Source organism: Neobacillus drentensis, assembly GCF_021560175.1.
Classification (GTDB): domain Bacteria; phylum Bacillota; class Bacilli; order Bacillales; family Cytobacillaceae; genus Neobacillus; species Neobacillus drentensis_A.
Genome location: NZ_CP091110.1, coordinates 1,944,127 through 1,967,079, shown reverse-complemented (window position 1 = coordinate 1,967,079; position 22,953 = coordinate 1,944,127). Strand labels below are relative to the sequence as shown.

Annotated in this window: 20 protein-coding genes, 1 tRNA gene and 1 pseudogene; 5 read left to right on the top strand and 17 right to left on the bottom strand. The window is 40.7% G+C overall.

Going from position 1 to position 22,953, the window contains the following annotated elements; all coding sequences use genetic code 11:
- Positions 1-120 precede the first annotated feature (120 nt).
- Positions 121-861: a YwaF family protein gene (locus L1999_RS09185; protein ID WP_235743257.1), complete on the top strand. Its 741-nt coding sequence runs from the start codon at positions 121-123 to the stop codon at positions 859-861.
- 205 nt (positions 862-1,066) lie between these two features.
- A tRNA-Arg gene (locus L1999_RS09180) sits at positions 1,067-1,140 on the top strand.
- A 492-nt stretch (positions 1,141-1,632) separates the two neighbouring features.
- Here the strand turns inward: L1999_RS09180 and L1999_RS09175 are convergent.
- From L1999_RS09175 to L1999_RS09160, 4 genes are all read right to left on the bottom strand, one after another.
- Complete coding sequence (locus L1999_RS09175; RefSeq protein WP_235743256.1) at positions 1,633-2,094, bottom strand: DUF3237 domain-containing protein; 462 nt, start codon at positions 2,092-2,094, stop codon at positions 1,633-1,635.
- An 82-nt stretch (positions 2,095-2,176) separates the two neighbouring features.
- A complete protein-coding gene (locus tag L1999_RS09170) occupies positions 2,177-3,814 on the bottom strand; it encodes an amidohydrolase (protein ID WP_235743255.1) in 1,638 nt (545 codons plus the stop codon).
- A 30-nt stretch (positions 3,815-3,844) separates the two neighbouring features.
- The gene (locus tag L1999_RS09165; RefSeq protein ID WP_235743254.1) at positions 3,845-5,197 is read right to left on the bottom strand and encodes an APC family permease; all 1,353 of its coding nucleotides are present in this window, start codon (positions 5,195-5,197) and stop codon (positions 3,845-3,847) included.
- Positions 5,198-5,398: 201 nt separating this feature from the next.
- Positions 5,399-6,169 (bottom strand): helix-turn-helix transcriptional regulator, encoded by a 771-nt coding sequence (locus L1999_RS09160; protein WP_235743253.1) that lies wholly within the window; start codon positions 6,167-6,169, stop codon positions 5,399-5,401.
- A gap of 568 nt (positions 6,170-6,737) precedes the next feature.
- On the opposite strand from L1999_RS09160, the pseudogene L1999_RS09155 reads away from it, so the two are divergent.
- Positions 6,738-6,949 (top strand): annotated as a pseudogene (locus tag L1999_RS09155) (IS5/IS1182 family transposase); the annotation flags it as partial.
- Here L1999_RS09155 and L1999_RS09150 read toward each other — a convergent pair.
- On the bottom strand, positions 6,917-7,219 hold the full coding sequence (locus L1999_RS09150) for a hypothetical protein (RefSeq protein ID WP_235744506.1): 303 nt from the start codon (positions 7,217-7,219) through the stop codon (positions 6,917-6,919). The pseudogene L1999_RS09155 and the gene L1999_RS09150 overlap by 33 nt on opposite strands.
- Positions 7,220-7,706: 487 nt before the next feature.
- The gene (locus L1999_RS09145; protein WP_235743252.1) at positions 7,707-8,123 is read right to left on the bottom strand and encodes a VOC family protein; all 417 of its coding nucleotides are present in this window, start codon (positions 8,121-8,123) and stop codon (positions 7,707-7,709) included.
- 275 nt (positions 8,124-8,398) lie between these two features.
- On the opposite strand from L1999_RS09145, the gene L1999_RS09140 reads away from it, so the two are divergent.
- Positions 8,399-8,863 carry a low molecular weight protein-tyrosine-phosphatase gene (locus tag L1999_RS09140; RefSeq protein ID WP_235743251.1) on the top strand — a complete coding sequence of 155 codons (465 nt, stop codon included), beginning with the start codon at positions 8,399-8,401 and terminating at the stop codon, positions 8,861-8,863.
- A 91-nt stretch (positions 8,864-8,954) separates the two neighbouring features.
- Here the strand turns inward: L1999_RS09140 and L1999_RS09135 are convergent, their stop codons facing one another.
- Positions 8,955-10,961 (bottom strand): catalase, encoded by a 2,007-nt coding sequence (locus tag L1999_RS09135; RefSeq protein WP_235743250.1) that lies wholly within the window; start codon positions 10,959-10,961, stop codon positions 8,955-8,957.
- A 251-nt stretch (positions 10,962-11,212) separates the two neighbouring features.
- Here L1999_RS09135 and L1999_RS09130 point away from each other — a divergent pair, with 251 nt between their 5' ends.
- Positions 11,213-12,331, top strand: coding sequence for a serine hydrolase (locus tag L1999_RS09130; RefSeq protein ID WP_235743249.1), 1,119 nt, complete (start codon positions 11,213-11,215; stop codon positions 12,329-12,331).
- 84 nt (positions 12,332-12,415) lie between these two features.
- Here the strand turns inward: L1999_RS09130 and L1999_RS09125 are convergent, their stop codons facing one another.
- The 10 genes from L1999_RS09125 to L1999_RS09080 form a co-directional block, all read right to left on the bottom strand.
- Positions 12,416-13,543: a thermonuclease family protein gene (locus L1999_RS09125; protein ID WP_235743248.1), complete on the bottom strand. Its 1,128-nt coding sequence runs from the start codon at positions 13,541-13,543 to the stop codon at positions 12,416-12,418.
- Between the two features lie 137 nt (positions 13,544-13,680).
- Entirely contained in the window at positions 13,681-14,487 is an 807-nt protein-coding gene (locus L1999_RS09120; protein ID WP_235743247.1) for an ABC transporter ATP-binding protein, read from the bottom strand.
- 94 nt (positions 14,488-14,581) lie between these two features.
- Complete coding sequence (locus L1999_RS09115) at positions 14,582-15,562, bottom strand: electron transfer flavoprotein subunit alpha/FixB family protein (RefSeq protein WP_235743246.1); 981 nt, start codon at positions 15,560-15,562, stop codon at positions 14,582-14,584.
- Between the two features lie 12 nt (positions 15,563-15,574).
- Entirely contained in the window at positions 15,575-16,357 is a 783-nt protein-coding gene (locus L1999_RS09110; protein ID WP_235743245.1) for an electron transfer flavoprotein subunit beta/FixA family protein, read from the bottom strand.
- Between the two features lie 58 nt (positions 16,358-16,415).
- Positions 16,416-17,273: an aspartate/glutamate racemase family protein gene (locus tag L1999_RS09105; RefSeq protein WP_235743244.1), complete on the bottom strand. Its 858-nt coding sequence runs from the start codon at positions 17,271-17,273 to the stop codon at positions 16,416-16,418.
- Positions 17,274-17,524: 251 nt separating this feature from the next.
- A complete protein-coding gene (locus L1999_RS09100) occupies positions 17,525-18,901 on the bottom strand; it encodes an FAD-dependent oxidoreductase (RefSeq protein ID WP_235743243.1) in 1,377 nt (458 codons plus the stop codon).
- A gap of 38 nt (positions 18,902-18,939) precedes the next feature.
- The gene (locus tag L1999_RS09095) at positions 18,940-20,211 is read right to left on the bottom strand and encodes an MFS transporter (RefSeq protein WP_235743242.1); all 1,272 of its coding nucleotides are present in this window, start codon (positions 20,209-20,211) and stop codon (positions 18,940-18,942) included.
- Positions 20,212-20,279: 68 nt separating this feature from the next.
- Entirely contained in the window at positions 20,280-20,717 is a 438-nt protein-coding gene (locus L1999_RS09090) for a GlcG/HbpS family heme-binding protein (protein ID WP_235743241.1), read from the bottom strand.
- Between the two features lie 29 nt (positions 20,718-20,746).
- A complete protein-coding gene (locus L1999_RS09085) occupies positions 20,747-21,484 on the bottom strand; it encodes an SDR family NAD(P)-dependent oxidoreductase (RefSeq protein WP_235743240.1) in 738 nt (245 codons plus the stop codon).
- A 46-nt stretch (positions 21,485-21,530) separates the two neighbouring features.
- Positions 21,531-22,952, bottom strand: coding sequence for an FAD-binding protein (locus L1999_RS09080; protein WP_235743239.1), 1,422 nt, complete (start codon positions 22,950-22,952; stop codon positions 21,531-21,533).
- Position 22,953: the final 1 nt, after the last annotated feature.

Genomic DNA, 22,953 nt, shown 5'->3' with positions numbered 1-22,953 from the left:
ATCCGAGTGGTGTCAGGCACCCGTTGAATATTTGCCAAATTAATAGAATAAATGGTTCTTACTTTCGACTATTTCCGTAGGTTAACCATGATATGATGCAAATTAAGGGGGGATTTATGTATGGGATGGTTTGGACGCAGCTATAAAAACTATGATTTTGAAATGTTTTCCGTAAGCCATTTTATCGTTATAACCCTTTTAGTTTTAGGTGTAACATGCCTATTTTTGTACAGGGATAAAATTCAGTCTGCACAGTTAAGACCTTGGGAGATTGGAGCAGCCATTTCGCTAATTATAATAGAAGCAACCTATCATGTTTGGATGTTAATCAATGGAAGTTGGCATGTTAGTCATGCGATCCCGCTAGAATTATGCAGTATTAGCCTCATATTAACAGTGATACTATTGCTATCTAAAAAGAAGATCATTTATGAAATTCTGTTATTTACCGCTTTGTTGGGCGCTTCACAGGCAATTTTTACTCCATTACTAAATTATGATTTTCCGCATTTTCGCTTTTTTCATTTCTTTTATACACACTTAATGAGCATTTTTGTTCCGCTTTATTTTACTTGGGTAAAAGGATATCGCCCTACCCTTTGGTCAGTTTTGAAGTTGTTTATCTTTTTAAATGTCCTGATGCCGGTTATTATGCTGATAAATAAGTTGGTGGGAGGAAATTATATGTTCCTGAGTCACAAACCAAACGGCACAAGTTTGTTAGATGTTCTTGGCCCCTATCCTTGGTATATCTTATCATTGGAAGGTTTATTAATTTCATTAAGCTTAATTGTTTGGGCCCTCTTTCGTGAAAAAACAAAAAGACAAACGGAAGTGGAGAGGAACTTCCCAATGCCTTAACTGATCTTTTTATTGACCTTTTTTAACTTTATTATTATAATAAATAACGTTCCTTATATTTGTCCCGATAGCTCAGCACGTATGAATACGCTTCGGTGGTTTTGCTACAGCGTACTGATCGAGCTGCTTCTTGATTAATCTTTCTGAGATCAGGACGGGGTTATACTTTATTGTGTTAGGAATCTAGATATGTTTTATTAAATTTGTCCCGATAGCTCAGCAGGATAGAGCAACAGTTTCCTAAACTGTAGGTCGGAGGTTCGAATCCTCTTCGGGACGTCAAAAAAGCCTTGAAAAATCAAGGCTTTTTATTTTTGTCATGCAGAAATAGATAACGCAATTCACCTTTGCATAAAAGAAAAGGAAAGGAACTTAACTATCAAAAAAGATTATTATCATCACTTTTTCATGAGAAACTTTTTATCAAATCAGATCAATATCCAGACAAATATTCAGCAATCAAGTTTTTAGGGCAAAAAATTATAGACTTTGGTTCAGCAAATTCTAATTTTATTTAATCAGTCAAAAAAAGAGAAAAAATGTCATCTACTTTTTTTGATACCTTCATACTTCCACATGCAATTAATTTGAATTCGAAGAAAACGATGTTTTGCGTTTTAATTAACTGGATATTCTTATATACCGAAAACTTTTCTTCCTTATCCTTTCACAAAAAAAGAACTGCTCTTGAATAAGAGCAGCTTGTTAGATAATTTTGAAAACTAATTTTTCTTGAAGTCAATTAATCTTTTTTGTTTTCCCTTCAATTAGTTACTTTACCTTATAAAATTGAAGCCGAATGGTAGATGATGCACGGAGTTCTTCTCCTGCACAGACCATAATGGTTCTATTTAACCAAGAGTACTTTCCTGCTGATGCTCGAAATATTGGAGTGGTTCTAAAATAAATTAAACTAGGATCCACCTTTTCTCCTCGATCTAGTAAATCAAGCACTTCTTTTGGGGCAAAATAATACCCTCTATTATCTACATATATTTTATGCCCATCATCTGTTTCAATAGTATAAGTAGCCTTCACTTCTGAAACCCCATCTCTTCTATCTAATAGAAAATCTGCTCCTATCGGAAGTACAGTTCCCTTTAAATCGGGTCCTTCAAAAGTTCCTCCTATAATCGGAATCATGTACTGAGTTCCTATAGGGGTTTCACCAATTAATACAGAATCAGAGACTAAAACTCTTGCCTCAAAGGAGAATTCTAATTTAAGATCCATTCTTACTCCTCCTTAAATCCATACTTACCAAAATCGCTTATGGAAGCAGTATATTATAAATTAATTAATCACCTTTTAATTTCTAGTGAATACTTTTTACTTTTCCTTGTTCAAACACTACTTTTCCGTCTACAACTGTTAATTGAACCTTCGTTTCTACTATCTCTTCAGTAGGAACATCAAAAAGATTTCTATCTAATACAATGATATCAGCAAGCTTTCCAACTTCTATCGTTCCTAATTCATTTTCTCTGAATGTTCCATATGCAGGCTCCAAAGTATAGGCCTTCAAAGCTTCAGCTAATGCAATTCCTTCTTCCGGGTTCCAAACATTTTCTATGGATCCTGAATAATCGACTCTCGTAACCGCACGATAGATTTCTAACATTGGATTTAACGATGTAACAGGAAAATCACTTCCAAATGCTATTCTTGCACCGGCTTTTTTAAGTGTATTTACAGCAAAAGTTAATTTATCGCGCTCCTCCCCCAATCGAGAAAGATAAACTTCCTTATGCGTTAGTGCCAAATGCTGGGGCTGCATAGAGGCAATCACCCCCAATTGTTGGAAGCGATTAATATCGTCTGGATGAATCGACTCAATATGTTCAATTGTGTGCCTAGAATCCCTTACACCATTTATTATCTGAGCTTCTTCAAATGCGTCCAACGATAACCTGACTCCAGCGTCACCAATCGCATGTATGCGAATTCTAAAACCTTCCCTGTCAGCATTGATGACCATTTTTTTGAATAATTCCGGAGATATTGAAGTACTACCTCTTGTTTCTGGCTTATCACTGTATGGATCTAACAAGTATGCAGTGTAACCTGTAATAACCCCGTCGATAAAATATTTTAATCCTGAAAATTGAAGTTTATTAGATGTATAAGTGCCTCTTAAATCTTTTGAACGTTCTAAGTCATTCGTTAATGCCGGTAGCAGGTGAATCCGGGTTGGCAATTCCCCTGCGTTCTCTAGTATTCTAAATAACTCAAAATCATCAAGAAAATCACTTGTAGGAGCATACATATCATTTACAGAAGTTATTCCGTATTCAGCCGCTAAATGAAAGAATTTCTTTAGAATCTGTGATTTCTTTTCTCTCGAAAAATCATAAGCTCCTTTGTGAACCAAGTCCATTGCTTTTTCATAAAGAATACCTGTCAATTCACCATTTTTGTCCTTTTCTATTTCTCCAAATGGTGGATTCGGAGTATCCCGAGTAATCCCCATAATTTCCAAAGCCTTACTGTTCACCCAGGCATAATGTAATTCTATAAACATTAAAACTACTGGTCTATCTGGTAGAACACGGTCTAGTGAAGCACGGGTCGGAAGTTGTTTATTGTCCCAATTTGAATTGTCCCATGAAAAACCTAAAATCCATGGATCTTCAGGCCTTGTGTCAGCAAATTGACGAACCATGTCTGCAGCCTCTTCTTCTGACTTTGCATCTAGTAAACTAATACTATCTAATTCAATAGCTCCTGGAATGATATGAAGATGAAAATCATGAAACCCAGGCATGATCAATTGGTTCCCGTAAACGTACACTTGGGTATTGGTTCCAATATAAGGGACAATCTCATCATATGAACCAACAGCAGCAATTTTATTCCCAATAATAGCAATTGCTCCAGGTTTAGGACGATTATCTAACCCAGTAAAAACTGCATCACCAGTTATGATAATATCTGCTTTTATTGAACTGTTCATTTGTTTATATCTCCAATCTAATAAAAAGTATTAATCCATAAAACTAGTATTATTTTCATCAAATTTTAAACTTACTGACTTCATACCTTTAAATTTTACTAAATACATAAGGTAAAACACCCCAAGTACTGTCCAACAAATCCCAAGGATTATTGAATGTACATTTAGTCCAGAAAGTAACCAAACAATAAAACCAGCACCAATGAGAGGCAAGATCAGGTAGGAAACAATCCCCTTAACTGAACGTTCCTTCTTTCTATTAAAATAATGTGCAATGACAGATAGATTGACAAATAAAAAGGCTACTAGTGCCCCGAAATTAATAAAAGAGGTAGCAACGGTAAGCGAAAGCACTAGGGCGAGTAAAGAAATGGCACCTACCAAAACAATATTAAAGATTGGTGTGTTAAAACGTGGGTGCACATAGCCAAAATATTTCTTAGGTAACATTGAGTCACGCCCCATAGCGAATAATACACGAGATACACTCGCTTGAGCCGCAAGGCCTGAAGCAAATGTCCCAACAAGCGTAGCGCCTAGAAAAAAGGATGTAAATAAATTCCCTCCAACCATTGTAGCCATCTCTACTGCTGCAGCGTCTGGATTAGTAAAAGCCGTAAAATCAGGTTGAACCATACTAGAAATGTAAGAGACACCGATAAAAATTAATGCCCCTGTAATTAGGATAATAAAAATTGCTTTTGGAATTGTTTTAGTTGGATCAATTGTTTCTTCAGCTAATGTTGTAATGGAGTCGAATCCGAGAAATGAAAAACATAGAAGTGAGGCACCAGCAAGAATTAGGGAAAAGGAATGTCCGGAATCAAAAATTGGTGAGGTTGAAAAAAGTGTGCCGGTCCCCGTTCCATCTAGCACAGATTTAATAGACAAGAAGGAAAATAGGACAATAACAAGAATAGAATAAACCATCAATAATGTGTTTATGACCCCAACAAGCTTTATTCCCCTTATATTAATGACTGTGGTCATTCCTATTAGTAAAAGAATCCATACATACGATGGAATAGCAGGTATTACAGAAGATATAAAGATCCCTGCAATAAGATAGTTGACCATTGGAAGAAGCAGGTAATCTGTAAAAAGAGCCCAACCAATAAGAAATCCCATGTATGGATTAAAGGCTTGCTGAACATAAGTATAGGCTGATCCTGAAGTAGGATAGGCCTTTACCATTTGTCCATAACTATATGCTGTGAAAGCTAAAGCAATTGCTGCCACAGCATAGGCTGCCGGTACTTTGCCTTCTGTAATTTGAGAGGCAATCCCGTAAGTAGAAAACACGGTACCCGGTGCCATTATTGATAAACCAATCATCACTACAGAAAATAAGGTAAGACGTTGATTAAGATTTGCTTTTTTCAATTAATTTCTCCTCCTTTAAATCTGAATTTTCTGCCTTTTTTATATTATTTCATTTACTATAAATATTACAATCAACCAAACGGGTGATTTAAGTTTCATAAAACAGAATATAAAGGGGAAATAAAAATAGAGTGCCCGAAAATAATGTGCACCCTTACATGTAATGACAAGTCTATATATTTTAGATAATCCTTTGTTCATTTATAACAGAATTTTTTGATTGATTTTATAACACAACTCTGTCCGATTCGTTACTTTTAATTTTTTAAAAATATTTAATAAATGTGTTTTTACTGTATTAATGCTGATGAATAATTGGCGGGAGACATCTTCATTTGAGAGCCCTTTTTGAACAAGTTCGAGTACTTCTCTTTCTCTTTTAGATAAAAAATCCAAAAAATGGCTTTCAGAATGAGATTGATTATGGGAAGAAAGGTCAGTTTGAGACTCAATTAGGGATTGCCAGATTTTTGGAGACATAAATTTAGAAATAATTTCAAGTTGCATAACATCCACCTGATTAAAAGGGGTATCTTCTCTTTGTCTTGAAAAGGTAATACAACCAAATCTTCCTTTTTCATGATAAAAGCACATTGATAACAAATCGTAATATCCGTATATCTCCAAATAATCTTTATAAAATCTAGATTTTTCATAATCCTCCTTAGAAACTACATCAAAAATTTTTATTACGTTAGTCCCATTCGGTGGAAGTGCACGTCTAGGGTGCCAATTGAAATCTGTTTGATCATAATGAAAATACTCATCAATTGCTTTCTGTTCAATGTTAATAGAATGAAGAAGTGTCAAGTCATAATTTTGATCAAATAAATACATTTCTGACCGGGAATACCCGAAATATTTTTCAAATAGATACAAGATTTGTGCGTAATTAATTTTTCCCTTTAGATAATTTATTTCATCCATAAAAATTAATATATTTTTTACGTTTTGATCAGATAGGAAGTTCATTATTTTTCCCCCTTGTATAAGAACATGTACTTTGCGAACGCTTTCTTATTAAAATAAGTTTACTCATTCTCTCCAAATGGGAGTATTTTATAATATATTATAAAACAGCAATTCGGAAAAATCTAAAAATAATTTTATGTATCTTTACTATGTCTAATAAATTATTCCGACACTTGTACAATGTCACTTCATCCTACCTTCTAAACGTTTTTGAATGTTGTTATGCGTTGGACTATTGGATATGACCCCGCCTTGTTTCGTAATAAACACGTAATTATTTTGTGCACAGTATTCTAACGTATCAGTTTTGACCAATATCTACGTATTTCCATTTACGCCCTCAAAAGAAAATTGTTTACAAAACATTCATGACAATACGTTGACATATCGATGACATATCGGATAGTTTCCTAAACTGTAGGTCGGAGGTTCGAATCCTCTTCGGGACGTCAAAAAAGCCTTGAAAAATCAAGGCTTCTTACAGGCCGTTGAGAAAGTAAATTCTCAACGGTTATTTTTTGTCATTTTGTCCAATCGGGTTCAAAATAGGATATAAGAGGGATTGACAATGATTGGTAAAATTATTAATCACCGTAATGATCAGGTCACTACTTCTATAGAGGCACTTGACCCAAAAGACCACTTTTTAAAAACGATTGAGAAAACCATTGATTTTTCTTTTATTGATGAAAAGATCTCCCCATATTACTGCTTAATAATGACCGGCCTTCTATTCCGCCAATTATCTTATTCAAAATGATGTTTATTGGATATTTTTATGATTATTGCACCTGTTACTATACCTAAAAAGTAGCAGCCTACCCCCGTAAAGACAGGACCTATTGAATTTTTACTGCCATAAACAACGCCTACAGTTGTAAACATAGCAGATAAAATAAAAGGCACGGAATGCGAGACAGGTGGTTTCTTGTTGTGATCTCGAATAAATCCATCCTTATATGCGTCCCAATGGGCATAGGCATAACCCGATGGATAATTTAAAATCCACTGGTAATTAATAATTGAATTTGCTTTTTCAATCTCCCCCAATAAACTATACATCAGAGCAAGATTAAGGTGTCCGAACAGATTATTTAAGAGATTGAATAAAAAAATAGTAATCCTTTTAAATATTGCTTGTTATAAAATTGGCCAAAGCCTGTACATAGCCAACTGTGTAAAATGGCCATAACGCTATGTTTATTAAAAAATGAATGAACATGTCGAACTATTGTCGTCATCATCAATAATCTCCATCCATTAATCATTAGAACCTTTATGATTAAATTATTTCCTTAAAAACAGATTTTATTTGGTCTTACCTTCTTCCTATTACAATTTTGGGTATTATCCATTTTCGAATGCAAATATATATCCATAACTGGACCTATTTGGTACGTACAAAAAACCCTGTAAAACCAGACCTTCTAGGTTAGTTTTACAGGGTTTTGACTTTTTAGCATACTTAAAAAGATTAGCTTGTAGTCAAGTAATCTTATTACTTACTTCTTAACTACGCGTCACTCGCCAATTGTTTTCAGCCTTTTGGCATCTTGCTCATATCCATATACAACGCATTCCACCGATGGCCGTCCGGATCGGCAAAACCGCAGCCGTACATCCAGCCGTCCTTTTCGCCCGGCTTACCGTATACAGTGCCGCCGGCCCGTTCTGCTTTCAAAGCTAACTCATCAACTTCCTCCCTGGAGTTCGCCCCCAGGGAGAATAATACTTCCGTGCCCTGCCACGAATCCGCCACCGCATTACCAGCAAAACCGCGGAACGTGGATTCCGGGAAAAGCATTAAAACAACCTGATTATCGCCAACGATAAAACTCACTGAACCATCTTGACTCGCGTACTGCTCATTCAACCGAAAACCGAGCTCAGTATAAAACGCCTTTGACCGTTCTGGTTCTCGGACTGGCAGGTTCAACCATATTTCTCTCGACATATCTAACAACCCCCTGCTATAGAGATCAGTGATTCACTCACTTCTATATAAATTCAATGCTTATCCTATTCTTCCCTTCTTGGTTAGAAATAAAATCCTTACAGAGTTATGCCCATCCCCTTCAATTAAAATTATCATAGGCCGTTTCACATTTCATGTTTTATACATACTTTGTAATTAACCAGCGCACCAGTCCAATTCACTAACGTCTAAATACATAATGCATTCCAAAAAAAGGATCAAAGTGGAAAAGAGAATGAAAAGGGGTTACATCCATGATTAACGTTTTATTTGTATGCCTAGGGAATATTTGCCGTTCACCCATGGCTGAAGCTTTGTTTCGCGCTTTAGTCAAAAAAGAAAAGCTGTCAAAAAAAATAGCCGTTGATTCCGCTGCAACCAGTTCATGGCAAATCGGCTTCCCTCCGCACAAAGGAACTCTTGAGATTCTTAAGAAATACCATATCTCTTCTGAGGGGCTTGTTGGACGCCAATTAAAGAAAGAGGACTTTTTGAAGTTCGACTATATTATCGGTATGGACAATAGCAACATAAAAAATATTTATAAGATCACCGGCAAACCTAATCATCCCAAAATCTTCAGGCTGCTCGACCTGACCAGATACAAAAAAGATATCCCCGATCCCTTTTTCACAGGAGATTTTGAACAGACTTATCGTCTTGTTTCAGCCGGTTGCCGGGCATTACTCCATAAAATACGCAGCGAACAAAAATTTTAACAATATCTTTAATTCTTAAATCCTTCTAACTCGAAAAACAAAAAAAGCAATGCCCTGTAAGCATTGCTCTGTTACCTAAAGAAAAAAATCCTTATAACGGACGTTCCCAAAAACGTCCTTTTGCCATTCCCTCAATAAATGAAGTAATATCACCTTGGAATAAATTATAAACACCTGGTGCATCTAACTGCACACGGCATCGTTCAAGCGCATTCTTATCTGGAACAGCTAGAGCCAAAGGTTTAAAGTGTTTAAAGGTCGTTTCAATAAATTCCAATGCACACGGCTCTACTTCAGAACTACTACTAATTAATATCGCGGCATCAAAAAGACTGGAATCGGCCGTATCAAACGTATCGGTTACTTTTAGTACAGGACTAATCGTATACACTTTCTTTGCCACAATACTATAATTTATATTGTATTGGGCCAGTGTTCGAACCCAATCCGTTACTTTTTCATCATCGGGTTCACCGTTTAACAAGATGGCTGCACATTTAGTAGACGGTTGGCTAACGGTGTTTGCCATACTAAGTGCCGGAGACTTTTTATCCGAGTTTACTTCAAGATTTTCCTCAGGGAGCTCCGCCCCAATATTGTCAGCGACTTCTTCGGCTACTTGCCGATCAATATGATTTAACAGTGCCACCGCATTATTTTTAACCATATCCGATTTACATTTCCCAAGCTCAAAGCTCAGGGCATCTTTCAGGTGCTGTTGTTCAAATGGAGCAAGACTGTTGTAGAATAACTTCGCTTGAGAGTAGAAATCTAGAAAACTCTCACTCCGGCCTCTGACTTTACGGCCTTCTATTTTTTCCTGATAAGATTCATAGCCACCTAGTTCAACTGGCGCCGGTTCAGGCTGATTGGCATTTAGACCGTTGCGATGGTAGCTTGTTTGCCCTTGATGAATCGCCATTTGATGCATTCCATCCCGCTGATTGTTATGAAACGGGCAAACAGGCTGGTTGATCGGGATCTGATGGAAGTTTGGACCTCCCAGACGGGTAAGCTGTGTATCTGTATAGGAAAATAAACGGCCTTGTAAGAGTGGATCGTTTGAAAAATCGATACCTGGCACTACATGACCGGGATGAAAAGCAACTTGCTCTGTTTCTGCAAAAAAGTTGTGGACATTACGATTCAAGGTCATTTTACCAACGATTTTTACGGGAACATCCTCTTCCGGCCATAATTTGGTTGGATCTAAAATGTCAAAATCAAAATTAAATTCATCTTTTTCAGGGATGATTTGCAGACCTAACTCCCATTCCGGGAAATCTCCTTTTTCAATTGCCTCATATAAGTCTTGACGGTGGAAGTCTGGATTTTTACCGGCGATCCTCTGTGCTTCATCCCAGACGAGTGAATGAATGCCAAGGACAGGCTTCCAATGGAATTTTACAAAATGGGCTTCCCCATCCGCATTGATCAGTCGGAAAGTATGTACACCAAAGCCTTCCATCATCCGTAAACTGCGCGGAATAGCACGGTCACTCATGGCCCACATCACCATATGGGCTGATTCATGATTTTGGCCAATGAAATCCCAAAATGTATCGTGGGCGCTCGCGCCTTGTGGAATTTCTGTATGCGGTTCAGGTTTAAGAGCATGTACAAAGTCAGGGAACTTAATTGCATCTTGAATAAAGAAAACTGGCATATTATTCCCAACCAAATCAAAGTTGCCTTCATCGGTATAAAATTTGGTTGCAAATCCGCGGACGTCACGAACTGTATCGGCTGATCCTCTTGAGCCTTGTACTGTTGAGAAGCGGACAAACACCGGAGTCGTTTTGGCTGTGTCTGTGAGAAAATCAGCCTTGGTATATTCAACCAAAGATTCATAGAGTTGAAAGATTCCATGGGCCCCTACGCCACGGGCATGAACAACCCGTTCAGGAATCCGTTCATGGTCAAAATGGGTCATTTTTTCTCGGAAATGGAAGTCCTCCATTAATGTTGGCCCTCTTAACCCAGCTTTTAAAGAAAACTCGTCCTCCGACACCTTTAGCCCTTGGTTAGTAGTCAATGGTGCCTTTTTTTCATTATCAATTGAAAAATTCTCTAATTGAACGGCCTTCTTATTTTCCATCGTGATCCTCCTCACAAAATAGGTACTAAAAAGATTAGCAGATAATTAAATTACCCCCTCCTTCGGTACCCATTTTGCAGGAAAGTGAAACCTGTCGTGAACATTGGATGCAACAAAGCATCTAGGAAAATGAACAAGAAGAAATGGCATCTTGTATTTTTTACCTAAAAAACATGACAAAAGTAGTATTTTTTTTACTAGAAGAGCAGTATCATAGAATAGGTATACTATTTGCTAGGAAGGATGAAAATATGAAACTGTTTAAAAAAGTAACTGCGCTAGTCTTGATGGGGATGTTAACGCTTTCGTTTGGGAAAGCGCCAATCTACGCATCAGCAAACACAATCTTAGGACCTGAAGTAACCAACTATATTCATTCCAGAGGTAATACCGTTTCCGTGGGCGTTTACGATGCAAACACGGGTAAAACTTATACATACAACTCTTCTAAAACCTACTATACTGAAAGTGTTGTAAAAATGTCGATGTTGGCAAATGTGCTTTACAATAAAACACCCATTACCAGTTATGAAAATTCCCTGCTGACTAAAATGATCGAAAATAGTAATAACAGTGCGGCAAGTACAATTTGGCGCCAGCTTGGCAGTGAACAAAAGGTTCAGCCCTTTTTCCGAAAAGTGGGGATGCTTCAAACAACTGCCGGTACTGGCGGCTGGTGGGGACGCACCACCACAACGGTCTCGGATCAGCTTACCATGATGAAATACTTTGCTTTTCATAATGCCTTATTGACTGATTCACAAAGAGCATATGGTCTGAATCTTATGCGGCACGTCCAGTTGGATCAACGCTGGGGCACAGGGTATGGAATTCCTTTTGGAGTCAGTATTGCCTTAAAAAATGGCTGGGTCACTTCCAATCCGCCAAGTAAACTCTATGTCAATAGTGTCGGATATATAAATGGACAAGGTAAAAACTATGTAATTGCAGTGCTCACCACCAATAATAAAACCTTCTCCTATGGGAAAGAGACCATCAATAAAATTTCAAGCTTAGTATGGAATGAAGTTCCAGCATCCTATCCTGCGATTGGGTATATCGATGCACCTGTGAATAACTCTACTATTATCGGAAAAAGTATCGTAAAAGGCTGGTTCCTAGATAATAACGTGGTTTCCAAGGTTGAAATATTAGTAGATGGAGTATTGGCCGGTAAAGCGGTCTATTGGGATCCGAGACCGGATGTCCAAAAAGCCTATCCTCAATACAATAATGGCAAAGCTGGCTTTCATTACCTTCTTGACACTGCCAAGTATCGGAACGGAAAGCATACAGTGACCATTCGGGAAACAAGTATGAACGGACGTGTCACGACATTACCTGGAAAAACAGTAACAGTCAAACACTGATAACCGTTTTGGGACACGGTGATCATATATTGATAAAAGAAAGGCCGCAATCATTTTTGATTGCGGCCTTTCTTTTATCTACTATTATTGTTCACAAGCCCAGTTATCTTTATCGCGGTCATGCCTTGCCTCATAAGCAGGATGCGTTGATGGCACACCATTCGGATACACTTTTCGCATTTCCGTACAATTCTTAAACGACTCCGTACCCGCATTAGTCTTGCCCTTTCCGCTTGAAGGACTATTTGATGGATTCCCGCCTGTCGAGGCACCAGAACCATTGCTGCTGGAGCTTGAATCTAAATCCCCCTTCGTTGTCCCTTGGCTGCCGAATGCCCAAAGACCTTTATTTGCCTCCCTTGCCTCTCGGGCAAACTTAACAAAATAGTCACTATATTTGACATCTGGTGGATATGTGGACGGCTCGGCATACCCGTTTAACACTAAATCAGCATTAAACATTTTCGAGCGAATTTCCTTTTCATCCTGATCATTTGTTGGTACACCGAACCAGATGATCCTTAACAATCGCCCATATCGGTCTGTTTCGGAAACATCCTTTTGCATCCAGATCTGCTTCCCATTTAGCTTTGACACTGTATAATTACTGGCCTCTTTGCCGTATTGCTCATGTCTTGTCGTCGATTCTGGTGTATTGACGCCGATTAAACGGACCTTCCGTCCATCGGAAGTCACAAAGGTATCCCCGTCCACCACTCGGCCAACGGTAATCAACTCTAACCCCAGACTCTTTGCTAATTCTTCCTGCGATTGTTTTGCTGCTTGTTTTTCCTGTGCAGCTTTTTCTGCTTCTGCCTTTTCTGCTGCAATTCTTTCTTCCTCTGCTTTAGCCTTCTCTTCGGCTACTCTCGCTTCTTCAGCCTTTGCCTTTTTTTCTGCTTCCGCTTTTTCTTTCGCTTTCTTGGCTGCTTCCTTTTCCTTATTCACCGCTTCTGTTTTTGAGGGATCCGTTACTTGTTTCTGTTTCGCAGGTTCCGAGAACACCATTGCTAGTAGAAAGGAGGAGATGATTCCTGCCGCAATCAGCCAGCCTCCCTTAGCAAACCGAATGTTTCGTTTTTTGTATTGGCTGTTTACTACCATTCCGATTAGAAAAATAACAAAACCGATAAATGAAATGGGTGCTGTTATACCCAAAACGAGCATAAACAATATGGCTAGTATAATAAGAATAGCTTTGATGAATTTCACTTCTTTTTCTCCCCTTTTGCTCACTTCTTCTTATTATGTCTAGTTATTATTTTTTACGGTCAGATTTTTACAATTCTAGTTCACCAGTCCCCATCGAAATAAGGCACATGAATGTTCATGTGCCTTTGTTGTTCTTTTTAAGAATTCAATTTGACTGTTTCTTTTGCCGTCTGTTTGGACAGTAGTGGTCGGTCGTTGTCCCATTGCACCTTAACAGGTAAGTTAAAATACTGTGTAAGCGTATCGCTGGATATCATCGCTTTCGTTTCTCCTGCTGCAAAAACTTGTCCTTTTTTCAAAAGGAAGGTTTTACTGAAAGCAGGCAGGATTTCTTCCACATGGTGGGTAACATAAATGATGGTCGGTGCATCCAGTTTATTGGTGATCCTTTCAACCGATTCTAATAATTGCTCGCGGGCAATAAAATCTAAGCCATTTGTCGGTTCATCAAGAATCAGCAACGCTGGATTGGCCATTAATGCCCGCGCAATAAGGACGCGTTGTTTTTCGCCCTGTGATAGGGTAGTATAGTCACGATTGGCATACTCCATGCAGCCTAGTTCCTCAAGAAGCGCAATTGCATTTTTTCTTATGTCGTCGGTTGGTGTCTCGTATAAACCAATCGAGGCGAAGGCACCGCTTAAGACGACTTCGAATGCGTTATCATCCGGGTGAAATTTTTCTTGGAGCGATGATGAAACAAATCCAATTTGTTTACGAAGTTTTTCTCCCAAATAGGTTTTTCCAAACTCCAAATCTAGTACCGTAATTTTCCCCTTTGTTGGGAAATTATAGGCATTGAGTAAATTTAAAATGGCTGTTTTTCCAGAACCATTTAATCCGAATAACACCCAATGTTCTCCTTTTTTAATTTGCCAGTTAATATCTTGCAGAATCCATTTCCCATCCCGCTTTAAGGAGACGTTTTCTAGTTGAACAACCAATTCTATCACACCTTTCATCCTCTAATAATATCAAAATTTTCAGAATCAAAGAAGCAGGAACCCCTACTGTTTGACAGGTTCCTGCTTCACCTATTTATACGAGAACTTTTTTTAATTTCTCCGTCAGCGCAGGAATGACCTGCTTATAATCCGCAATCACACCAAGATCGGCCCGTTTAAAAATAGCCGCCTCCGCATCCGTATTGATTGCCACGACCGTTTTGGCATTGGAAATGCCGGCTAAGTGCTGGCTCGCACCTGAAATACCTACCGCTATATAGAGATCAGGTGCCACAACCGCTCCTGTTTGACCAACCTGGAAATTGGACGGAACCCAGCCTGCATCACAGGCTGCCCGGGATGCTCCCACTGCTCCCCCAAGCACATCTGCCAGGGCCTGCAGTTCTGCAAAACCATCAGGTCCTTCCAGCCCTCGTCCACCGGAAACAATAATGGCTGCATCTTCTAGGCGAATATCGGACAAGGCCGACTGAATTTTTACGACCAGCTTTGTTAAAACAAGCTCTTCTTTAGGTTGATAGTCTACCGAAATAATCTCCCCTGTTCGAGATTCATCAGGCAGAGGCAAGTTTTGACTTTTTTGGCGGATCCCCACTACCATTAGAGAGCGGTTGGCCGAATATTCTCCAAATGCCTTATCCCCATAAATGGGACGAACCCAGGTGATCTTTTGACCTTCCGTTTTAAAATCAACCACTTCTGTCATGGCAGAGGCGCCCACCCTTGTTGCGATCCGGCCCACAAGGTCCTTGCCGATTTGATCAAAGGAAAGGACAAAAATATCTGCACCGGATTGCTTAAAAATAGTAGAAAGACAATCCACATAGACGTCGGCCTGATATTCGGCAAGCAACGGATTAGAAACCGTGTAGACTTTATTCGCACCGCAAGCAATCGCTTCCTTGGAACAAGTCACAGCTGCAGGACCTGTTAAAACAGCTGCGACTTCTCCACCTGTGCTCTTGGCTAACTGACAGGCAAACGCTAATGCCTCTTTAGCACTCGGACTTAAGGCATCTCCCTGCTGATTTGCAAAAACAAGAATATTGGACATGTTGGACTCCTCCTAAAGAATCTTGAGCGCCAAGAGCTTGTCAGCTAATTCACCCGCAAGTTCTGCTCCATCCGAACCAGGCAGGACTTCACACGTAACTTCTCTGTTTAACACGTAGGCCCGCTCAAGTTTGACACCCGGTTGACACCGTTCTTCATCTAGTTCGAGATCCTCTGCCTCATATACTTTAATCGGCTTCGTTCTCGCCAGCCGAATATCCTTTACTTTCGGCAGTCTCGGAACATTTGTCTCAGAACTAATAATCGTGAAGACAGCAGGAGCCGGAACGCCCACCACGCTGTAACCGCCCTCTGCTTCACGAGTAGCCTTCAGATGACTTTCTTCTATTTCCATTTCGGAAACTGATGTTAGACAAGGTACGCCCAGCTCTTCAGCTAGAACAGGCCCCACCAGGCCTTCCTCTATATCACTGGCTTGGCAGCCTGTTAAAACTAGCTGCGCGCCGCCGAGTTCCTTAATCGTTTGGGCCAGAATATGACCAACAGCCTGACCGTCTAAATCCTCCCACTCTTCGTCCCAAACTCGCACGGCATGATCAGCGGTGAAGGCAAGCGCCCGGCGCAAGGCATCTTCTGATTCATCATCACCTAAGCAGAGAGCAGTGACAGTCGCTCCTGGCGTTTTATCGCGAAGCTGAATCGCTAGTTCAAGCGCATTTTCTGCGAAAGAATCCAAGACCAGATCTGAATCTACATTTTCCGGCCGATTTGTTTTAGGATCTAACTTGAAATGTCGTGGAGTAATTTCTGGATCGTATGACTGTTTGAGACACACGACGATATGCATTTCCCCATCACCTCTTTATCTTGTAATCTATTAAAAAAATACAGAATTACTGCACAGTGTTCGTTTCGCTCCCTCTAACTGCTACTCCCCGCTCCTGCTTTGGGTCTGGAGATGCTTCGAGGTTGTATAATTCCCGAAGTCTTTCAACTGCTTCTGCAGGTGGTTTCGCATTGAAATAACCGCGGCGGGTCATGTAAACTCCGGAGTTTTTACGCAAGTCCACTAAGGACTCACACATTTTGATTCCAGCGGCAAAAGAATCAATCACGGGAACATCGCCGATTCTTGAAACACCATGGGTGGCAAGGAACACATTCATAGGTCCCTCACCTGGAACAATGATATCGGCTCCGTCTGCAATCGCGGCTTCAGCTGCTTTTTTAAAAGAAGCAATCACGGGTTCCGGATCATTAAAACCGGCTAAGACTTGATCAAAGCCTACTTCAGTTTGAACAATTGTCCCCAGCTTACTGCCTAATCCATAGCGGGCAGCATTTTGCCGCAGTTCATCGGCAAGCGGACCAAGAAAATTCACTACGCCAATGTTATCTCCCAGCATGGAGGCCATATGAAAAGAGGCTTGGCCATAGCCAACTACCGGAATATCGACTAGTGTTCGGGCCTCTAAGAGACCAACATCAGGAATGGTCGCAATAAACATAGCATCGTAGCCAGCCTTTTCAGCCATTAAGGCCGCCCGTACAAACTGTTCACGATGCAGGTTTTGCAAGTAAGAATAGGTGATAAACTGCCCCGGATAATGGGTGGGATAGGTTTCTTCCGACATTCCGTGTAAAACGACCTCTACATCGGGCCGGGCAATCCGGCGGACATGATTGACAATGGCATCGCGATACTGGGGAACGCGGTCGATCGTGGTTAAGCTTTGATGCCAAATTTTCATCTTGATTACCTCCTTTTTTAGGAAAAGCTGTTAGCTCGTTTCTTCGAGTTTTGTTTTATCAGCGGTTTTTTATGATTATTGGTGTTTTTTTGATGTTTACATGCGGTACTCACATGCTTTTTGGCCGTTTCAAATATTTATCGGCGGTTTTTTCATGTATATCGGCGGTTTCTACCTATTTATCGGCGATTTTCATATCTTTATCAGCGGTTTTTACATCTTTATCGGCGATTTCAACTAGAAGGCTTTAATTACCTTTTAATTAACTCCGATAATGCCCTAGCCGCAGCCACCCTTCCAAACACCGCTGCCTTTCCAAGCGAACTTCCCGTCATATAACCGGCACCGTGGAACCCGCCGGTTACCTCCCCTGCCGCATACAATCCCGGGATTGGCTCACCAAACGGATTTAGAACCTGGGCAGCGGAGTTGACCGCGACTCCTGCATAAGTTGCCAGCATCGCCACAGTCGATTCAAATGCATAAAAAGGTGCTTTTTCTATCGGAGTTGGTTTTCCATAGTTATGTGTTAATGTCTTCCGACCAAAATCAGGATCCTCGCCGGTTTGTATCCCCTGATTGTATCTAGAAATGGCTTCTTCTAATACCTCCAAAGGGACATCAATACAATCAGCCAGTTCTTCTAAAGTATCCGCCGTATAAAGAAGACGGCGACGGCGGAGCAGCTCGAAATCATAGAGCGGGTCATCGCCCACACTCTTATCCATCACGGTTTGATCCCACACCTGATAAGTAATTTTATCAGGCTGCTCAAAGGCAGCTTTTCCTAGCAGCTTATAGGATATCGATTCATTAACGAATCGTTTCCCCAATTGGTTCACCATGATTGCCCCTTTATAAAAGGCCAGCCCCTGCGTTTTAACTGCGCCGGATGCACTCGGATGGAATCCGTATGTTCCGTTCAGATAAGGTAAATCACTAACCCAGGCCCCGTGTTCCCAGGCCATCTTAATACCGTCTCCATGGTTCCCGCTCCCGCCAATTCGAAGCGCTCCCTTTAAATGTGGGGCAAACTGTTCAAGCAATGCCTCATCCTTGGCAAAACCACCAGAAGCAACCACTACCCCTTTAGTCGCTTCAACTATCTGTTCTGCCCCATCCAGCTCATAATGGACTCGATCAATTCTTCCTTCGCCGTTCTTTAACAGGCGCTTGGCAGGTGCACAAAAACGGATGGTTACATTCGGAAGCTGTTTTGCTTTTTTATAAAGTGTTTGAATGGCTTGATGCGGATCAATGATATGTCCACGAGGAACACTGTGACCGCTTACCGCCTCTAATGAGCGAAACTCTATCCCAAGCTCTAAAAGCCATTTATAGGTATCCAACTGATTCTGTGTATAAAACGTTAGTAAGGCAGGGTCGTTCACGCCTCCGCCCACTTCTATAAGGTCGTTTAAAAGAGATTGATTGGAATCTACTATCCCTGCCGCCTCTTGCATATCAGTTCCGGCAAATGCCATATAGCCGGAACTTAAAACAGTGCTGCCGCCCAGCTCGTCTTGTTTTTCAAGGAGGAGGACATGGGCCCCTTTTTCTCCAGCCTCGACTGCCGCACACATGCCGGCCAGGCCCCCGCCTAAAATAACCAATTCATAGGATTCCATCGGTTCACATCCTCTTACATTTGTTTTCTATTATTTTTTTAACTAGAAATATTTTTACCGTTGTGTGAAATATCGATTGGCTCGGATGAGTCAGTATCTAAATTCTTATCTTTCGTTTCCGGGAAGACCCAAGCCCAAAGACATAATGCGAAGAAGAATCCTGCTCCCATAAGTATGATCGGTTGATACCCATAAACCGGAAAGATTGCAGCCGTAATTAAAGGCGGAGCAAATGCAAGTCCTCTTCCAATTTGAAGTGCCCAAGAAATTCCTGTACTTCTTACATCAGTAGGAAATATCTCACTAAACAACGAACCGAAGATGGTTGCCCCATTCGATCCCATGTACAGGAAGAAAATTGGGACAAGTATCCACAAAGAGTGCAATAAAGAATCCCAAGTAAAATATAGAAGCAAACCGCCAGCAGCCGCGATAAATGCTAAGTACGAAAGAGTAATCCTTCTTCCCCACCTGTCGGCTGTATAGCCTCCAATAAGTGAACCAACCAATCCGGCGAAGGCTGTAAAGAATAACCACCAGGCTGTTTTCCCCATTTCGAACCCTTCATATTTTACGAGGTAAGTAGGTAAAAAGTTGGTTATTCCATAATAAGCAAAATATTGAAATACAGCTGCAACCAAAGCTATGAAAAACGGCTTCCAAAAACGCTTCAGGCCAAACTTTTTCTTAAAATCGGAAGCGCCAGCAGTTTTAATCGTTTTTTCCCATACCTTTGATTCTTCGACATCCTTTCTAAGATATAGCGCTATTAATATAGGAGCTGCTGAGATGGCAAAGGTCCATCTCCAGCCAATAACTGGTAATATAAATCCTCCTATAAATGCCCCCATAAAAATACCTATATAGGCTCCGCCATAGAGAAGAGAGCTCCAAAATCCCCGTTGTTTGGCTGGTACCACTTCACTAACTAGTGCCTGGCCCGCTCCGTATTCTCCTCCTAGTCCAAAACCTGCAACCGCCGTCCAGAACACTAGCCAAGAATAATCAAAAGTAAATGCTCTCATTAAAGTAGCAAAACAAAAAATAACTAGTGTCCATATTAATATCTTTTTACGGCCCACTCTATCTCCAAGTAAACCAAATACAATGCCGCCTAAAGCCAATGAGGCCAATTGAACGGAGAATAAGGATGCTACTTGCCCTGTTGATAATGAGAGGGATGCAGCCATTGGAATGACTAAAAAACTCAAAACAAATACTTCATAGTAATCAAATATCCAGCCGATATAGGCACCAAAGAAGGCTTTATATTTCGCTTTATCCATTTTTTCGTATTCAGTTGCCTTCAAACTCATCCCACCCTTTTATTCTAAATCCGGCCTGTGCTGTTCAACACAAGCCGGGCTTATATGCCTTTTTATTCGTATTCTTTAATCACTTCTAACGCTGCTTCACAGACCTGCATATCCTGGGTATAATGTCCCCCGCTCACACCAATTCCGCCAATCAGTTCCCCCTTGAATTTAATCGGGAAACCGCCTCCAAAAATCACTAATCTTTCCGTGTGAACAATGCCATGCAATAATGGAGGATCATTTTTGATTTTGTCATACCATTCATGGGTTGGCCTATTGTAGGCAGCTGCAGAAAATGCTTTATTCTGAGCAATTTCTATACTTAATACAGGTGCTCCGTCAACAGCTGTAAAAGCCTTTAAATTTCCAGGTCGATCTACAATCGCAATGCTAAATGGAATCCCCAGCTCTGCCGCCTTCTCTAATGCTGCCTCCATCATTTTATTTGCAAGTGCTAGACTTATATTTTTTGTTTCCACCGTCGTTTTTAAGTTTTCCATCTCTCTTACTCCCTTCAAATTCTCAAGTTTTATACATTTACAGGCCGGCCATAGCCAAAAGCCTCCACTGCGGTTGCAGTAATTGCTGTCGATTTAGGTAAACATAAATCGACAATGACATTGGCGATATCTATTGGTCGCAGCCAATTGTCTTTATTTACATCAGGTGCTAAATCTTCCATCATCTTTGTGTCGACAGGACCTGGGCAGACAGCATTTACCCTAATTTTGTGTGGCTTTAATTCTTCACCCAATGCTTTGGAGAAACCGATGACCGCATATTTTGAGGTAATATAGGCACTTCGATCGGGACCACCTTTCGTTCCCCAAATAGATGAAAGATTAATAATTACGCCTTGCTTTTTTTCAATCATTTTCGGCACGATTGCCCGAGAACATAAAAAGCTTCCTTTTACATTGACTTCTTGTAAAAAGTCCCATTCTTCCACGCTTGTTTCTAGAAACGGTTTTAAACTCATTACACCAGCATTATTTACTAAAATGTCAACGGAGCCGAGTTTTTCTTCTGTTTCTTGGACTGCTTTATAGACATTGAATTCGGAACGAACATCTCCGACGATGAAGATGGCTTCCCCTTTTAATTCATCCTTAATATAAGCAGCCGTTTCTTTGCTTTCTGCTTCGTTATTTGAAAAAACAGCTATTTTGGCACCTTGTTTGGCTAAAAGTATACAGGTTTCCCTGCCAATTCCCCGGCCGCCGCCAGTCACAAAGGCTACCTTTCCTTTTAATTCCAAGAAAATCATCCTTTCCTTAAATAACGTAACATAATGGCTTTTTATCTAATTTTGCTTAAAGCTCGAGTTTCTTTGACTGACACACATAGGATACGGCATGTTCTCCGGCCTTGCGTCCAAATACAAGTCCTCTTAGTACCGATGTTCCGCCTGGATACTTTCCGTAATACAGCCCTGCCGTTTCACCCACCGCATATAAACCAGGAATGGCATCGTGATCCTGTGATAGAACTCTGCCATTCGTATCGGTAGCTAACCCGCCATTTGTGAAAACATTTGAGCAGACAATTGGATAGGCTATATAAGGTGCCTGATCAATAGGGATTGCCCAATTAGACTTTGGCGGGGTTATTCCGACCGCTTGTTTGCCATCTTTTTTATCCCAGTGAAATTCACCCGGTTGAATAGCGGCGTTATAGGATTCCACGGTAGCCGTTAATTGTTCAACCGGCAAGCCTAACTTCTCGGCTAATTCTTCAAGCGTGTCAGCAACTATAGCAGGTTTATCCGTTTCTACTGCGCGCTCATAATTTGGAATATCATACATTTTTTGATCGCCGATCATATAGGCAATATGACCAGGAAGATCATGGAAGATTTTCCGGGCTACTTCCTCATATTGCTCGTCAACAGTTGTTTTTCCCTCATCGACAAAACGGTTTCCATTTTGATCAACCAAAATGAAGTAAGGATAGGTCATAACAGCCGCTTCTTCCCGCTTGCTTCTTGGGTCGACCGGTTCAGCATGGAACGAATCAAACTGGCCAGCTGTTTTTGCCCCGATGGACATTGCCATCCGAATGCCTTCCCCTTTGTTGAATAAGCCGCCATCGGCAACTGTCCGAATCTTATGGGCATCTCTGCCAACATATTGGGCCATCATCTCTTGATTTCCCTGGAATCCACCGGAAGCTAATACAACTGCTCCGACAGTTAATTCGAGGGATGTTCCGCCTTTTACACGGATCATTAACCCATTGACGCTACCTTCTTCATCTAAAAGTAATTTCCAAGCAGCCGCTTCATAAATAATCTCAACACCCAGTCCACCTGCACGGCGCGCTAATGTGTCAATAATCGCCCGACCGCCGCCCACTGGCAATAAACGCGGCTTCGATGCAGTTAAAAACATCGTTGGCAGGTAGTCGAACTCAACGCCTTTTTCCTCTACCCACCGTAATGTGCTGCCGGCGTTCTCAGCGAGAGTTTCTATGTACTCTCGATCGGAATAGTTGTCTGAAAAAGCCAGCATATCTTCTACGAAGTTGTCAGCGACTTCATCAAGGTTTTTCATCCGCATATAAGAGGCAGTCCAACGGGAGTTTCCCCCCCTATGATCATAATCAGCTCGTTCCAGGATGGCGATTTTTAAGTTTTTATTGGTTTTCTTTGCCGTTTCTGCGGCAGCTAAAGCTGCTGAGGTACCAGCCACTCCACATCCAATTACTACAATGTCATAATCTACTTCTCTCACCACT

Excerpts from the sequence above, each read along its gene's own strand:
- L1999_RS09160 (WP_235743253.1), bottom strand. The coding sequence starts at position 6,169 with ATGAACTTCCTATCTGATCAAAACGTAAAAAATATATTAATTTTTATG.
- L1999_RS09100 (WP_235743243.1), bottom strand. The coding sequence starts at position 18,901 with ATGGAATCCTATGAATTGGTTATTTTAGGCGGGGGCCTGGCCGGCATG.
- L1999_RS09170 (WP_235743255.1), bottom strand. The coding sequence starts at position 3,814 with ATGAACAGTTCAATAAAAGCAGATATTATCATAACTGGTGATGCAGTT.
- L1999_RS09175 (WP_235743256.1), bottom strand. The coding sequence starts at position 2,094 with ATGGATCTTAAATTAGAATTCTCCTTTGAGGCAAGAGTTTTAGTCTCT.
- L1999_RS09145 (WP_235743252.1), bottom strand. The coding sequence starts at position 8,123 with ATGTCGAGAGAAATATGGTTGAACCTGCCAGTCCGAGAACCAGAACGG.
- L1999_RS09115 (WP_235743246.1), bottom strand. The coding sequence starts at position 15,562 with ATGTCCAATATTCTTGTTTTTGCAAATCAGCAGGGAGATGCCTTAAGT.
- L1999_RS09140 (WP_235743251.1), top strand. The coding sequence starts at position 8,399 with ATGATTAACGTTTTATTTGTATGCCTAGGGAATATTTGCCGTTCACCC.
- L1999_RS09130 (WP_235743249.1), top strand. The coding sequence starts at position 11,213 with ATGAAACTGTTTAAAAAAGTAACTGCGCTAGTCTTGATGGGGATGTTA.
- L1999_RS09185 (WP_235743257.1), top strand. The coding sequence starts at position 121 with ATGGGATGGTTTGGACGCAGCTATAAAAACTATGATTTTGAAATGTTT.
- L1999_RS09135 (WP_235743250.1), bottom strand. The coding sequence starts at position 10,961 with ATGGAAAATAAGAAGGCCGTTCAATTAGAGAATTTTTCAATTGATAAT.
- L1999_RS09105 (WP_235743244.1), bottom strand. The coding sequence starts at position 17,273 with ATGAAAATTTGGCATCAAAGCTTAACCACGATCGACCGCGTTCCCCAG.
- L1999_RS09085 (WP_235743240.1), bottom strand. The coding sequence starts at position 21,484 with ATGATTTTCTTGGAATTAAAAGGAAAGGTAGCCTTTGTGACTGGCGGC.
- L1999_RS09090 (WP_235743241.1), bottom strand. The coding sequence starts at position 20,717 with ATGGAAAACTTAAAAACGACGGTGGAAACAAAAAATATAAGTCTAGCA.